Source organism: Marinilabilia sp. (assembly GCF_016278715.1).
GTDB lineage: Bacteria > Bacteroidota > Bacteroidia > Bacteroidales > Marinilabiliaceae > Marinilabilia.
On record NZ_JADQBH010000153.1, the window covers coordinates 1 to 15,284 of the forward strand.

Sequence of the window (15,284 nt, forward strand, 5' to 3'; positions counted from 1 at the left end):
AACATGGATTCAGGGGTACTGCAGATGCAGGTGAGCATGTTTCCAGCTCAGTGGATGAGAAAACAGGGGTTCCTGTATTTTCGCTGTACGACGGAAATAAAAGTGGTATAGATCAAGAAATTCTGGATGGATTTGATGTTTTGCTGGTAGATATTCAGGACGTCGGTCTCCGGTTTTACACATATTATATCACCATGGTTAAGTTGATGAATGAATGCGCCATGAATGATAAAAAGATGATTGTTCTCGACCGCCCAAACCCTAACGGGCACTATGTGGATGGCCCCATTCTCGATATGAAACATAAATCAGGTGTGGGGTGGCTGCCCATTCCCGTTGTTCATGGAATGACGCTGGGGGAAATTGCCACAATGGTGAATGGTGAAAAATGGCTGCCCGAAGAACGGGAATGCGATTTGGAAGTGGTTGTCTGTGAGAATTATACGCATCAAGCCCTGTATGAATTGCCCGTGGCGCCATCTCCCAACCTACCCAATATGAAGTCCATTTATCTCTATCCCTCTACCTGTTACTTCGAAGCGACTCCGGTTAGCCTCGGTCGGGGTACATCCAAGCCTTTTCTGGTTTACGGGCATCCAAATATGAAAGGATATGAATTTTGTTTTACGCCACGAAGTATGCCCGGTGCAAAACATCCTCCCCAACTGGATAAGAAATGCTTTGGAGTGGATCTTTCAGATTTGCCCGATGAGGAGATTTTCGAAAAAGGAATTGATTTGTCTTATGTGATTGATGCCTATAATAATCTGAATATGGGAAACCATTTCTTTCGTCCTTTCTTCGAAAAGTTGATTGGTGTCGATTATGTACGAAAAATGATCATGCAGGGAAAATCAGCCGAAGAGATAAAAGCGATGTGGGCCGATGATGTTGAAAAGTTTAAACAACAACGCAGACCTTATCTGCTTTATGAAGAATAACAATCCGGGTTAGATTGTTTTAATAATCTCCCTGCGATGAAACGAACATGAATTTTGGAGTGCCATATTCATTGTGAGTTCCATCCGACCAACCACCATATCAAATTTTGTACGGATGAAAAGGCTCATTACTTTTTTTTATTTATTTGTATTCTTCACCGGAGTTCTGTTTTCTGCAAATGACACCATTTGTGTTGATGAGAAAAATGATTCTATCTCTTCAGGTTTTTTTCCATTGGTTCTGCTTAAAAATAATGAGGGAATCGTTCCTTTTTCTGAACTGGAAAAAAGCGAATTTAGCTGTCTGCTCTCAGGCGACATGAAAGTATTTAGCGATCGACTATTGGATTATCAGGAAATGACGGTTGATTCGTTCCCTCTGGATAGTATCCAGGAAAAGCGATTGCTACATGTGCCAAAAGCTTTAAAAAAACTGTTTATTATAGGAATTGATCCAGCCAGGGATGATGAGGAGGTGAAGTGCGCTGTTTCTGAATTTGTGAAAAATCAACTTACTGTGGTTGTCTTTTTCGGCAATACGGAAGAGCTTAAGAACTGGGGTGGTTTAACCAATGCTGATGTTCTTTTGCTGGGTGCGGAGAATGATTCCATTAGTCAGGACCATGCGGCTCAGGCACTCTTTGGAGGTATCGGATTGCACGGTCAACTGGATCGGGAGATTCCCGGCTGGTATTCAGAAGGTCATGGTATCGAAACTCAGGGTGGACTTAGATTTCAATATACAGTTCCTGACTCTTTAGGGTTAAATGGACAGCGATTGAATGATCGGATAGATAGTGTTGTCAATGAGGCTATTGCGCAAAAAGCTTTTCCTGGTTGTCAGATTCTGATGGCTGTTGATGGGAAAGTAATTCACAGAAAATCTTATGGTTATCACACCTATCAAAGGCGTTTGAAAGTACAAAATTCCGACTTATACGATTTGGCCTCGGTCACAAAAATTAGCGGTCCGCTTCCTTTGCTTATGCAACTTAACGGTGCGGGCGCTTTGGAATTAGACAAGCCTTTTGCCAATTATTGGCCTGACTGGGAAAGCCGTCTGTTTCATTGTTCTGATAAAGATACCATTACCCTCAGGCAGATTCTGGCCCATCAGGCCGGGCTGATTCCTTATCTCAATTTTTGGAGGGAAACCAAACGGGATGGGGATTTTAAGCAACGCTTTTATCGCCCCGGGGAATCGGAAAAGTATTCGTTACAGGTGGATGACCATCTGTATTTAAAAGAAAGATTTAAAAAGAAGATGTTTAGAATGATTCGAAAGTCTGAACGTCTGCCTGATGCAAAATATCTCTATTCCGGGCTTTCCTTTTTGGTTTATCCGGAGATGATTTCTGAAATCACGGGACGTGACTATGAGGAGTTGTTATACAATTCGGTTTATTGGCCTTTGGGTGCCCGGCGACTTGTTTATAACCCTTTGTCTCACGGGTTTTCGAGGTTTGAGATACCACCTACCGAAAAGGATATCTTTTATAGAGAGTGTCAGGTTCACGGGCGGGTTCATGATGAGGCGGCAGCTGTTTTGGGGGGCGTAAGTGGCAATGCCGGACTATTTGGCAATGCCAATGATTTAGCAAAACTTATGCAGATGTATGTCAATATGGGGCGTTACGGGGGTGAACAGATTATTCCCCAGAATGTGGTGGAAGAGTTTATTACTGTTCAGTATCCTGAAAATGACAACCGGCGCGGGTTGGGATTTGATAAGCCTTTGCCAGGGAATATATCAAAAAAGGCTAATGATGCTTATCCTGCCAGGGATGTGTCAGAGTCGAGCTTTGGCCACAGTGGTTTTACCGGAACCTTTGTCTGGATGGATCCCGAATATCAAGTTGTGTACATCTTTCTGACGAACCGGGTTTTTCCCACCAGAAACAATACAAAGCTATACGAGCTGAATGTGCGGATAGCTGTTCAACAGATTCTATACGATGAACTGATAGGTAATTTTTAGGAACAGGCGTTGATTGGACTTTTCGAAACTTAAGAATCTTTCTTCATCTCATGAACTCTTCTTTTCAGCAACTGGCTTTAATGGTTTTTTAGATATGGAATATAAAATGATTGTTTCTCAGGATTTTTTGCAACAATTATATGAAATATTGCCGGTGTCAAGGGTGTACACCGATCCTCTTTATACACTTACCAAGGGTACCGACGCCGGGTTTTATCGTTTGATTCCGGAAGTTGTACTGAGAGTGGAAACGGAGGCTGAAATGATAAAGGTATTGAAACTTTGTTCTGCCCGGAATATTTCCGTTACGTTTAAGTCGGGAGGAACCAGTTTAAGTGGTCAGACCATTACCAATTCCGTACTCATAGATACCGGTGAAGGTTTTTCGAATTATAAAATTTCATCAAAAGGTGAGTTTGCCAGTTTTCAAAGCGGCATTACAGGCGGATTGGCCAATGCAAGGCTTGCCCCCTATGGTCGGAAGTTAGGACCCAGTCCCGCTTCCATCAGTTCGGCACGTATAGGAGGGATAGTTTCCAATAATGCCAGTGGATCCAGCTATGGTATTCGCTACAATAGCTATAATACCGTGGAGAGTATGCGCATTGTTTTGGCCGACGGAACGGTTCTTGACACCGGTGATTCTGAATCGCGATTGAGTTTTGCACAAACCCATGCCGGTATGCTTAGCGGACTGGCAGAAATTGGTCAGTTGGCCAGAGAGAATGATACCATCCGGGAAAAGATCAAACATAAATTTGAGTTGAAAAATACTTGCGGGTATGGTGTTAATGCACTGATCGATTTCGAGGACCCCATTGATATTTTTCAGCATTTGATGGTCGGATCTGAGGGAACACTTGGATTTATATCTGAAGTAAGCTTTAAAACAGTCAGTGAGTATGGGCTTAAAGCGACTTCCATGGTTTTTTTCAGAGATATACAGTCCGCTTGTAAAGCTATTATGCCTCTGCGTAATTGCAGCGTGAGTGCGGCTGAACTAATGGATCGCAATGCACTCAGGTCGGTGGAAAACAAGCCGGGGATGCCTGCGGTATTGAAATCCCTCGACGATCAGGTGGTGGCGCTGTTGATCGAAACCTCAGCCGACGAAAAAGAGGTTCTCGAAGCTCAGATGAAAGAGATTGAAAATGCTCTCAGTTCGTTTGATACTGTTTTTCCGGTTGTTTTTACAACTGACAAACTTGAATATACCCGGCTGTGGAGTGTTCGTAAAGGCCTTTTTACCTCTGCTGCGGCATCGCGTCCTAAAGGGACAGCCTGCATCATCGAAGACCTTGCTTTCAGGGCGGAAGTGTTGGGAGATGCCCTGGTAGCGCTGAAAAAAATTATAGAACAATTCCAATATGAGGGGTATGTTATATGGGGACATTTGCTGGATGGCAATATTCACTTTGTAATGATGCCCGACTTTAATGACCCATCAGGAGTGGAAAAGTACCGGCAGTTTATGGAAGCGCTGGTGAAAATGGTTGTGCATGAATTTGACGGTAGCCTGAAGGCGGAACATGGAACCGGACGCAATATGGCACCTTTTGTTCGGGAAGAATGGGGAGATGAGATTTACGAACTGATGAAAAAGGTCAAGACAACCATTGATCCCCTTGGAATCTTGAATCCCGGAGTGATCATTAACGACGATCCGGATGTCTATTTAAAGAATCTGAAACCTCTTCCTGTAGCTCACGATCTTATTGATAATTGTATTGAATGTGGTTTTTGTGAGATCAATTGCCCTTCGCGGGAGCTAACTCTCACTCCTCGCCAGCGAATTGTTGCTTTTAGGGAGATGCACCGCCTGGCCCTTGAAGGGGATGATTTCGACCGGTTGGCAGAACTTAAGAAGAGGTATAACTACGACGGGGAAGCCACCTGTGCCACGGATGGGCTCTGTGAACTGGCTTGTCCCGTGGATATCAATACCGGGAAACTTATTAAGGACCTGAGATTTGAGACCAATTCTGCCACCAGTAACAAAGTAGCTTCCTGGATAGCCCGGCGCATGGATATGACATCCTGGATGGTCCGGCATGTTTTGTCAGTTGTAGGAGGTGTTCATAAAGCTGTTGGAACCCCGGTCATGTCTGGGATTTCCGGATTCTTATTCAGAATTTCAGGTCATCGTATTCCGTTATGGAATCCCAATATGCCTCATGGAGGGCCCTCGGTCCGGGCCTATCAGTCAAATCACAAATCCGCTGAAAAGGATTCCGTTGTTTATTTCCCCACTTGTATCAACCGCACGATGGGGAATTCGGAGGATTACGGAAAAGAGTTAACCGTGGTTGAGAAAACCCGTCAATTACTCGAAAAGGCCGGATTTAATGTGATTTTTCCTGAAGGATTGAAGAATCTTTGCTGTGGAATGGCCTTCGACAGTAAAGGTTTTAAAGAGCAGGGACTGCGCAAAGCCCGGGAACTTGATGCTGCGCTGCTGAAAGCTTCAGAGAATGGGAAATATCCTGTTTACTGCGATATGAGTCCCTGTTTGTTGCGGATGAAAGAAACGTTGTCTTCTTGTCTGGAGCTTTATGAACCGGTAGCATTTATTTTGAAATTTTTTCCGAATCGATTGCACTTTTCCCCGTTGAACCGGAAAATTGCGATTCATACTACTTGTAGTAGTACAAAAATGGGACTGGAGAACAAATTCCTTGAACTTGCCCGGATGTGTGCTACCGAAGTCGTAGTTCCTGATGAGGTAGGATGCTGCGGTTGGGCCGGCGATCGCGGATTCACGCATCCAGAGCTGAATGCCTCTGCGTTGAAACCATTGAAACGCCAACTACCCAATGATGTGACGGGAGGTTATAGTACCAGTCGTACTTGTGAAATTGGATTGTCGCTGCACAGCGGAATTTCCTATAAATCCATTGTCTATTTGGTTGATGAGGCAACATCGGTGAAGCCCGGAAAAAAAGATTAAGAGGTACATCACCCGGATGGGTAGCAGTTTAAATTTGTCCATAAAATGTTATCGTGCTATGACTTTTCAAATTGTGGCCTGTTTGCCTGTGTTTGTAATGGATTAAATATCAATTTTTTGTAATGGTTTAACGGAGTGTTGAAATGAAGTATTTTGTCTTATTTATCGTGTTTTTTCTTTTGATATCAACGAATGTTTTTTCACAGGATTGCGAAAACTTTTTTCCGGCCAGTCATAAGGATCTCAGTTTTATGGGCAGGGTCGATTTTTCGGACGAGCAGGTGGCACGCTACGACTGGCCTGGAGTAACCGTACGTTTCCGTTTTACAGGAGACCAGCTGAAACTGCATTTTACAGGAGGTGAGCGTAATTACTTTGATTTGTTTATTGATGGAAAGTTAATCAATACACTGCATGCAAAGGGAGATACTGTTGCTGTAGTAACAGGAATCAAAGGTAAAGGTCCTCATGAAGCTAAGTTTATTAAACGTACAGAAGGGGAAATGGGAGAAACCCGGTTCTTCGGTTTGGAATTATCCCGGAAAGGAGAGCTGCTACCATGGAAGAAGACTGTTGACCGCCGGATTGAATTCATTGGTAACTCAATTACCTGTGGTTATGGAACCGAATCGGAAAGCAGGCATGATGATTTTGAGCCACAGACCGAAAATGTGGAGAAGTCTTATGCAGCCATCGTTGCAAACACGCTGAATGCCGACTATCACGTTGTTGCACATTCCGGCCTTGGGATCGTTCGTAATTATGGGGCTCCTCAGAAAGTGTCCACCGGACTGGCAACTATGCCTCAACGTTATTCGCGCGTGCTGGATATGGATGATTCCCTTACCTGGGACTTTTCGAAGTGGCAGGCGAATGCTGTTGTTATCAGTCTGGGGAATAATGATTTCTCAACCAAGCCACATCCCGATAAGGTTGTTTTTCAAAGGACTTATGAAGAATTGATTAATCAGGTGCGGATGGCTTACGGGGTGGTTCCCGTTTTTTGTATTGTGGGACCTACCACAGACGAGCCTTGCTTTAGCTACGTGAAGGAGGTTGTGGACAATTACCATGTTCTCTATAAGGATGAAAATGTTTTCTTTATTGGAATTTCCCGTGCGTTGCTTAATGGTGGCAGTGACCTTGGGGCGGATGCTCATCCCTCTTTCAGGGGGCAACAAAAGATTGCCAACACGATTGTTCCGGTTATTTCAACCGTGATGGAGTGGTAATTTGCAAGGGGAAAAAACATGGCTTAAAATTTCATTGGGTTTCCAGTTTTATTTTCTTTAAATTTTACATTTAAAGGCAAGTGGGATGCTGAGCATATCTGGTAATTTTCCTTGTTTTTGCTTTTACATTGTCTTAAATTGCATTTCCGTTATTTGGGCTAAGCAAAATTTCAATTGTTGTTAATAGCTCGCTAAAAAATTAAATGCAGAGGTGTAATGACGCAAAGGTTTTATTATGAGTGAGTTGTGTTTTGTCGGCCTTGGCTTGTAATGAATTAATTATCAAGCGCTTGTACGATATTGGCAGGGTGTTGTGTTGTATTAAATCAAAAAAACAAAAAAACAATAAAATTTCAGCTAACTTTGTAAAGTATTGAACAGAATTTTTTGTTGAACTTTAATCTTGAATTTTTATGAAAATCAAAGGCTTTCTTTTTGCATTGGCTGCCCTGGCTGTGATGTCAGGCTGTAAGGATGATAAGGGCGGGGATAAAATGAGTACGCTTACCCCGGAAGAGCACAAAGCAAATCTGGAGCAAAGCGGGTTGAATGTTGTAGCTCAGATGGAGACAATGAGCGAACTGGACGCTGTTAAGGTAATGCTGGACTTCAACGACCTGATGGAAACTACAGACTATTCAAACGATGGTGTTGCCGGAGTTATTAAACCGATTTTGGCTTTAAACGAAGGAACTTCAGTTGCTTTTGATTTGAAAGCATCAACTATTGATGAATCTTCTCTGAGTCAGTTATTTAACGATGAGGCCGGGGTTTACACCTATAATGCAGAATATGACACATGGGACAAAACTGCGAGTGACGATGAAATCACCTATTATTTTCCAACATCAGGAAGTGTTGAGAATAATGCTACCCTGTCTTTTACCAACTTTGAGTTTATCACTACAGACAATGTGGATATCGCAGAGGTAAGCAATGAGCTTCCTACTTCGTTTGATGTTGAATTGACAGTGGATGAGGTGTCATTGATTACCTTTAAATTCAATGCTACGTATGATGCTGACGGAGTCCCCACATCTGTTTCCGAAAGCTGGACTGTTGAAGAGTATAATCTGACGACCTCTGTATCACGCAGTACTTCAACTATTGAAATTGATCAATCCTTTACTTTTAATGATGCCAATATATTGTCGTCACATTTTTCCAGCGCCGGAAGTTTTTCTTACGGAAACATGAAAGAAGATGGCGAAAGTGGGAATTATTATGAGCAGGATGTTCTGGAGTCCTCGAATGCCTGGATTGCCATTGATAATCTGAAACTCGAAGGCAACGTCAACTGGAAAGGCTTGCTGAATGGACAAGCCTCGTTTGAAGATATTGAAAGCGAAGAACAATATTTCGAAAAAGAGGCTGAGGTGATGAATAATAACATGAGCCTGAAACTGAAATACAACGACAGCAACGAGGTGATTGCCACTGGTGAGGCTTATGTTAAAACTGTTGAAGATTATTATGGAACCGAAAGCTGGAAATTAGATTTTCGTATGAAATTCGCTGACGGGTCATATATGGATGATTCCTATTTTGGAGAAAATGACTTTATGGATCTTATTGAGAGCTTTGAAGATATGATTGAGGATGCTGAAGAGAATTACGAAGTAACCATCGACTAATCCAAACGAAATTCATAATACTTGTAAAAAAGGAAGAGGAGACTGCAACGATGTAGTCTCCTTTCTTTTGTGGTATTGTCAGAAAATCAGAATTATTTGAATCGGAACTTAATCATATTGAATGTTTTTCTTTTGCTGTGGCTGCCGGGGATGACCTTCGTGGAAGGACAAAATGATTGTTTCCGGGGCAGAGTCCTTGACGGGCAAACCGGACAAGGTGTAAGTGATGCTCATGTCTGGGAAAATATTCTGTCTGAGGGTGCCGTAACAGATTCGTCGGGTTACTTCAGGATTTGTTCTCCTGATGATTTTGAACAGGCAGTGCTGACAATCAGCCATGCTTCTTATAAAACCCACAGGGTAGTTGTTAAAGAATTTTCAGAAGAAAATCTTGTTTTCAAGCTTGAAAAGAAAGATCTTCTAAAATCGGAGGTCCAGGTTTTGGGAAGAAGAAAGCCCGTCATCAATAAAGTTTTGCCGGGTCAGAGTCGCATTTCAGGAACAGATATAGCGCGGATGCCCACGTTGCTTGGTGAATCAGATGTGGTACGCACTCTTCAGCAGATGACAGGTGTTCAGTCGGTTAGTGAGGGCATTGGAGGTGTTTATGTGCGTGGGGGAGGGCCGGGACAAAACGGAATTTTCCTGGATGGTATGGAGTTGATGAATCCGGTTCATCTCATGGGTCTGTTCTCCGTGTTTAACCCAATCACCACCAATGAAGTCGATATCTTTAAGGGCCACAATCCTGCATTCTTGAGAGGAGGACTTTCATCCTCCATTTTGGTTTCTTCCTTTGATCCACTTCAGGAAAAGGGCTTTGTGAGCGGTTCCATTGGGAATATTGCTACCAATCTGGCTATTTCTCAGAGAAGTAAAAACGGGAAGATTGGTGTAACGGCCGGGTTTAGACGCAGCTACCTGGAACTCTACAGGGGTATAGCCGGCCTGATGGTTGATGATGAGAAAAACTATTTTGAACGAAGCTTTTATCGCTTTTACGATTTTAACGGAAGGATAGCTTTTCATCCGACCATCAATACCACTTTCTATTTAAGTTGGTATTTGGGCAAGGATGATTTTATGATAGATGATGAGGAGGTTGGGTATGATGCCGGAACCAATTATGGCAACCGAGCCTTTGCTTTGGAATGGAGACATCGCACAGGTGCGAATTCTGTTTTGGCTGCAAAAGCTTCTTATTCCGGAACATGGTCCGATTTCGATGGGGAGGTGATTGACAACGATTTGTTTTTTCAAAGTAGTTACGACAAATATTCGCTTGGGGTGGTAATAACCAGTGAGCAATTTGTTCATTTGCTCCGGGCAGGCATGGATGTTTCGTGGTATCAAACCATGCCTCAGAATATGGAAATGATTTTGATGAGCGAAACCACCAGGATAAAAGATGAGTTTAGGAATGCCGATGTGAGCGCTTTTATTGAAGATACCTGGGATGTAACGTCACAGATTAGCCTTAGTGCCGGTTTTCGGGGTTTCTATTATTTCAATCTTGGCCCTTACCAGTACGAGGATGCCGGATATCCGGTGGAAGCATCTTCCGGTGAGATTATCGACGGTAATTTTTATGGAGCACCTTCAGTCTCGTTGTTGGTTCGTTCTCCGGGAAGAGGCGAGTATCGACTGGCCTGGTCGCGGAATGTCCAGATGTTGCACCTGGCAGCATTGAGCACCATGCCTTTGCCCAACGATATATGGATGATGTCATCACCACAGTTGTCTCCTCAGACCGGTCATCTATGGTCGCTGGAATATTCCCGGCACTTTCCTGATTTCGAGCTATCATCGGGTGTGTTTGCCCGATTGCTAAAAAATCAGTTGGTTTTTAATGTAAATACTGAAGATGAAGAGATGAATTTTGAAGACCATTTTTATCATGGAAAGGGGAGGTCTTATGGTTTGGAGTTGTCGGCCCGGAAAAATAAGGGACGGCTGCAGGGGAGTGTGAATTATACATTGTCGCGGTCGGAACGCTCTTTTCCTGATATCTTTGAAGGGGAATGGTTTCCTGATAAGTTTGACCGGACACATGACTTGTCGTTACTGGCATCCTTTAAGCTCAATGATACCTGGACGTTTAATGCCAACTGGATTTATGCCACCGGAAACAATACGACACTTCCTGCAGGTCGTATGTGGTTGATGGGAACTGTAATGAACGATTACGACGGATATAATAACTTCAGATTACCCGCTTATCACAGACTGGATATTTCTGCTGGTCTGAGGCTTTCCAGTGAGTTCTTTCGGGAGTCTGTACTTGATTTTTCCATCATTAATGTTTACAATCGTGCCAATCCATATTTTGTCTTTTACAGGGTTTATCAGGGCGAAAGTAATTACGATATTGATATCAGAGCGGCCCAGGTTTCATTGTTCCCGGTCATGCCTTCGGTTAGTTGGAAATTTAAATTCTAAGGAATGAGGTTTGTTATTTATTTAGGTGTTTTGTTTGTTGTTTTGGGTTGCACCAAGGAGGTGGATTTGGAACAACCTGCTTACGAGCCTCAAATTGTGGTAGATGGATATATCGAAACCGGAAAAGCAGCAAATGTGTTTCTTATCATGAGTTCTCCTTATTTGACTCATTATGACTCCGTTTCCATTCGAAATACATTCCTTAATTATGCAAAAATTACTATTTCCTCATCCGAAGGGGAGGAAGAGGTGTTGACCTTGTATCGGGAGAATCGTTTCTTCCCGCCTTTTGTGTATAAAAGTGTGTCTGTTCGTGGGCAGACTGGGGTGGAGTATCAATTAAACGTTGAAGTCGGTGGTAGAACTTTAAGTGCGACCACAAGCATTCCCAGGCCTCCTGTTGTTGTTGATGCTTTTTTTGATGAGGTTACCGACACAACCGGGAATCTGAAGATCGGTGTTGAACCCCCGCAACAAAGTGAAATCCATTTGTTTACTCAGGTTCGAAGCCGGTTGGCAAAAGAATTGTTTCACCCTTCTTATGATCCTTTGACTGCTTTAAATTCTTCCGATCAAAATCCTACGATCATCCGAATTCTCCGGTCAACGGAGTTCGGATTGTACTTTGTGGATGCAGAACAACAGTTTTATAATGATTATGGCCGATATGAATATGACTTGCGCGATACCGTTGATGTAATTGTGGGGAGTGTTGACTCTGTTTCGTACCGGGTTTTAAACACTCTTTTTAGGGATAGAACAAGCCAGGAGAACCCGTTTGCATTCAATGGCAATCGTATTGAAACTAATATAGAGGGTGGCATAGGACGCTGGACGGGTATCGGAATAAGCGGAGTGACAACCGTTATTTCGGATGATTGACCCGTAAATACCACCTGTGGTTTCTGTGTAAAAACCTTATTTTTATATATTTTTGCGCATCTGATAAGAAAAACTGTTGATATGGCCAAAAAAGCCAAAGATTCTGAAAATAATTCCTACAATCGCGATAAGGCCTTTAAGCGCAAGCATAAAGCTGTTTTTTTATTGAACGATAAAGAGCAGGAGGCCTTTGAAGTCTATTGCAAAAGGTACAAGGTGAAGAACAAAGCCCGTTTTATGCGCGAGTCGGTGATGCGGGTGGTTATGGATCAGTTTATGGATGATTACCCCACCCTTTTCGAAAAGAAAGATCTTGACCGTTTGAGGGTCGAAGACCGGGGCAATGAGGAATAGGGGTTAAGCAACTTTATTCTGCTCCTCCCAAATTATTCTTCTTACCTACACTCAAAGCTCACCCTATTCTATTGGATTCCCAGTGCATCCTTCAGGTCTTCACTCCAGATGGCAATGCGGCCGTCGGTTAAATCGGGCTCGTTGTCTTCATCCAAAGGTAATCCCACAAACATTTCGTCCCGAAATGCTTTTGACTCGCTGAAATCGTAATCATCTCCCGGCCATTGACCGATAAAAGCAGGATTCTTTTCTTCCAATAACTCATAAAGCTTGCCCATGCCATCGCAAAAAGTATCCGGATAGGTTTGCTGGTCGCCCAGACCAAAAAGAGCGATGGTTTTGTTTGACAAATCGAGGGTCAGGAATTTTTCAACAAATGTTTCGAAGTCGTCTTGAATTTGTCCAACACCCCAGGTGGAGGTTCCCATGATAAAAAAATCATAGTTTTTTAATTGATCTATCTTCGCAGTTTCAGCTGCGATGAGGTCCGCATCAGGGAATGCCGCATGAACTTTTTCGGCTACAAAGCGGGTGTTTCCTACTGATGATCCGAATATGATGGCTGTTTTTGGCATACGTCAGAAGATATTGTGGTTCGTTTTTATCCGGTACTGAGTGGGGTTTCTGAACTATTGTTAATAAGTCAACTTTTGGCACTCACACACCGGGAATGTTTTCCCCAAATAAACACATTCCGCTGCTAAAGGTTCATGGCTTTATACGAATCATCATTAGTCCGTCACGAATGGGCAATATTACTTGTTCTACCCGTGGGTCTTCTTTTACTGTTTTGTTGAAGTTCAGAATGCCTTTGGTGTAGTCATCATGCGATTCGGTTGGTTCTACAACTTTCCCGTTCCACAGGATATTGTCGGCAAGGATGTATCCTCCGGGTTTCATTTTGGGTATTACGGCTTTATAATAGGCCGGATATTCACGTTTGTCGCCATCCATGAAAACGAGGTCGAATGTTTTGTCGATAGATTGAATGACTTTCAGTGCATCCCCGATATGCAGGGTGATTTTGTCTTTCAGTCCGGCTTTTTGAAACCAGAAGCGAATAAAACTTTCCAGTTCGTCGTCACGCTCAATGGTGTCAATATGTGCTTTTTGCTCCAGTCCCCGGGCCATGCATATCGCCGAATAGCCGGTGAATGTGCCTATCTCCAGTACTGCCGATGGTTGAATCATCCGGCAGAGCATGGTGAGCAACTGTCCCTGTACTGGGCCGGAAACCATTCGGGGCCTGAGTAGCTTCAGGTGAGTTTGCCTGCGCAGGTCATGCAATATTTCGTCTTCCGGAGAAGTGTGCTCTTCGATGTAATTATCCAGATCGATGTTTTGGTTGCCTGTATGGTTTTTATGATTGCTCATAGATGAGGTAGGATAGTTGTTTTTCGTCAAATATCTCGTTGGCAATCTCCAGTAGGTCTATTGCCGTTAGGCTGTCAATTTTTTTATAGATGTCGTTTAGCGAATCGACTTTGTTGTATAGCAGAAAACTCTTGCCGATGTTAAGCATCAGATTTTCCTTGTTCTCTGAGGAAATGGTGATCTGACCTTTTAGCTGACGTCGTGCTTTGTGAAGTTGCATCTGGCCCAGTTTGTTTGTTCTGAGTCTGGCCAGTTCCTTGCGCGCTATCCGAAGGCTTCGGTCAATGTTTTGACTGTCGGTGCCATAATATATGCTGAAAACGCCGGTTCCGTAATAGGGTGAATAGATGGATTCGATGTTGTAGGCAATGCCGTTTTTTTCTCTCAGCGCCATATTCAGACGGCTGTTCATTCCGGGACCGCCAAGCAGATTGTTGAGTAGTGAAAGACCCAGTCTCTTCGGGTTTTCCAGGTCGTAGGCAATGTTACCGATGGAAATATGACTTTGGAAAGTGTCCAGTTCTTTTCTAAGCTCGGAAGGTTTGTAGGTTGGAGGTGCCGGGCGTTTTTGAGTCCTGAAACTGGATTGCTCTGCTCCAAAATATTTGTTGGCAGTTTTCAGAAAACGACCGGGCTCCATGTCTCCAACCATGCAGAGAACCATCTGGTCGGTGTGGTAGTTATTGGCAATAAATTTCAATATGTCCTCACGGGCAAAATTCTTAATGGATTCAGCGGTCCCCAGAATATTATGCCCCATGGGACCGTCATCGAATACCAGTTCCTCAAAATCGTCGATGATCAACTCAGCCGGATTGTCCTTGTACGAATTGATTTCATCAATAATTACCTCTTTTTCTTTATTGATCTCTTTTTCGGGAAAGACCGAATGAAAGGTGATGTCGTGAAGAAGTTCTATAGCTCTGTCAAAGTCCTGAATCAGAAAGGAAGAGTAAATAGCCGTTTCTTCTTTGGATGTATAAGCATTCAGCTCGCCACCCACATCGTCCAGCCTGCTCAGGATGTGCCAGGTTTTTCTTTTCTGGGTGCCCTTGAATATCACGTGTTCAATAAAATGGGCCATCCCGTGTTCCGTTTCATCTTCGTCTCTGGAGCCCGTGTTGATGATGAGGCCGCAATGACCAACGGGTGATGCAATTCGATGATGAATCAGCCGGATGCCGTTGGGAAGTGTATGTGTAAATAATTCCATGTTCAGGTTTTGTGTGGTTCGTAAAAAAATCCGGATGGTTTTATAAAACCATGGAGGCAATTGAAATTGTTTGGTAACGAACCATCATTTTGTTTGTGTTTTTGAAAAAAAATTTGACCGCAAAAATAACTAAACATCAGGGATTATCATCTTAAAAATCTGAAAAGGGATAATTTATTTCTGTTATTAGGTTTTGTCAAAACAAATCTTTCAGTATATTTGCAACCGCTTTTGAAAGGGTACCATAGCTCAGTCGGTAGAGCAACGGACTGAAAATCCGTGTGTCCCTG

The 15,284-nt window shown here is 43.1% G+C and carries 11 protein-coding genes; 8 read left to right on the forward strand and 3 right to left on the reverse strand.

Going from position 1 to position 15,284, the window contains the following annotated elements; genetic code table 11:
• The 8 genes from QZZ43_RS09830 to QZZ43_RS09865 form a co-directional block, all read left to right on the forward strand.
• The coding region (locus QZZ43_RS09830) for a DUF1343 domain-containing protein (RefSeq protein ID WP_291858425.1) at positions 1 to 941 on the forward strand (941 nt) is incomplete at its 5' end.
• Positions 942 to 1,056: 115 nt separating this feature from the next.
• Complete coding sequence (locus QZZ43_RS09835) at positions 1,057 to 2,919, forward strand: serine hydrolase (protein WP_291858428.1); 1,863 nt, start codon at positions 1,057 to 1,059, stop codon at positions 2,917 to 2,919.
• A gap of 94 nt (positions 2,920 to 3,013) precedes the next feature.
• Positions 3,014 to 5,866: an FAD-binding and (Fe-S)-binding domain-containing protein gene (locus QZZ43_RS09840; RefSeq protein ID WP_291858430.1), complete on the forward strand. Its 2,853-nt coding sequence runs from the start codon at positions 3,014 to 3,016 to the stop codon at positions 5,864 to 5,866.
• A gap of 251 nt (positions 5,867 to 6,117) precedes the next feature.
• The gene (locus tag QZZ43_RS09845; RefSeq protein WP_291858432.1) at positions 6,118 to 7,098 is read left to right on the forward strand and encodes an SGNH/GDSL hydrolase family protein; all 981 of its coding nucleotides are present in this window, start codon (positions 6,118 to 6,120) and stop codon (positions 7,096 to 7,098) included.
• Positions 7,099 to 7,511: 413 nt separating this feature from the next.
• Positions 7,512 to 8,732 carry a hypothetical protein gene (locus tag QZZ43_RS09850; RefSeq protein WP_291858434.1) on the forward strand — a complete coding sequence of 407 codons (1,221 nt, stop codon included), beginning with the start codon at positions 7,512 to 7,514 and terminating at the stop codon, positions 8,730 to 8,732.
• A gap of 96 nt (positions 8,733 to 8,828) precedes the next feature.
• Positions 8,829 to 11,171: a TonB-dependent receptor gene (locus QZZ43_RS09855; RefSeq protein ID WP_291858436.1), complete on the forward strand. Its 2,343-nt coding sequence runs from the start codon at positions 8,829 to 8,831 to the stop codon at positions 11,169 to 11,171.
• Positions 11,172 to 11,174: 3 nt separating this feature from the next.
• The gene (locus tag QZZ43_RS09860; protein ID WP_291858437.1) at positions 11,175 to 12,053 is read left to right on the forward strand and encodes a DUF4249 family protein; all 879 of its coding nucleotides are present in this window, start codon (positions 11,175 to 11,177) and stop codon (positions 12,051 to 12,053) included.
• 81 nt (positions 12,054 to 12,134) lie between these two features.
• Positions 12,135 to 12,407 carry a hypothetical protein gene (locus tag QZZ43_RS09865; protein WP_291858439.1) on the forward strand — a complete coding sequence of 91 codons (273 nt, stop codon included), beginning with the start codon at positions 12,135 to 12,137 and terminating at the stop codon, positions 12,405 to 12,407.
• Positions 12,408 to 12,475: 68 nt separating this feature from the next.
• On the opposite strand, the gene QZZ43_RS09870 is transcribed toward QZZ43_RS09865, so the two are convergent.
• The 3 genes from QZZ43_RS09870 to QZZ43_RS09880 all read right to left on the reverse strand — a co-directional run bounded on the left by QZZ43_RS09870 (position 12,476) and on the right by QZZ43_RS09880 (position 14,994).
• Positions 12,476 to 12,982 (reverse strand): flavodoxin, encoded by a 507-nt coding sequence (locus QZZ43_RS09870; protein WP_291858440.1) that lies wholly within the window; start codon positions 12,980 to 12,982, stop codon positions 12,476 to 12,478.
• A 133-nt stretch (positions 12,983 to 13,115) separates the two neighbouring features.
• Entirely contained in the window at positions 13,116 to 13,781 is a 666-nt protein-coding gene (locus tag QZZ43_RS09875; protein WP_291858442.1) for an O-methyltransferase, read from the reverse strand.
• Positions 13,768 to 14,994: a pitrilysin family protein gene (locus QZZ43_RS09880; protein ID WP_291858444.1), complete on the reverse strand. Its 1,227-nt coding sequence runs from the start codon at positions 14,992 to 14,994 to the stop codon at positions 13,768 to 13,770. Before QZZ43_RS09880 ends, QZZ43_RS09875 begins: the two co-directional genes overlap by 14 nt.
• Between the last annotated feature and the right edge of the window lie 290 nt (positions 14,995 to 15,284).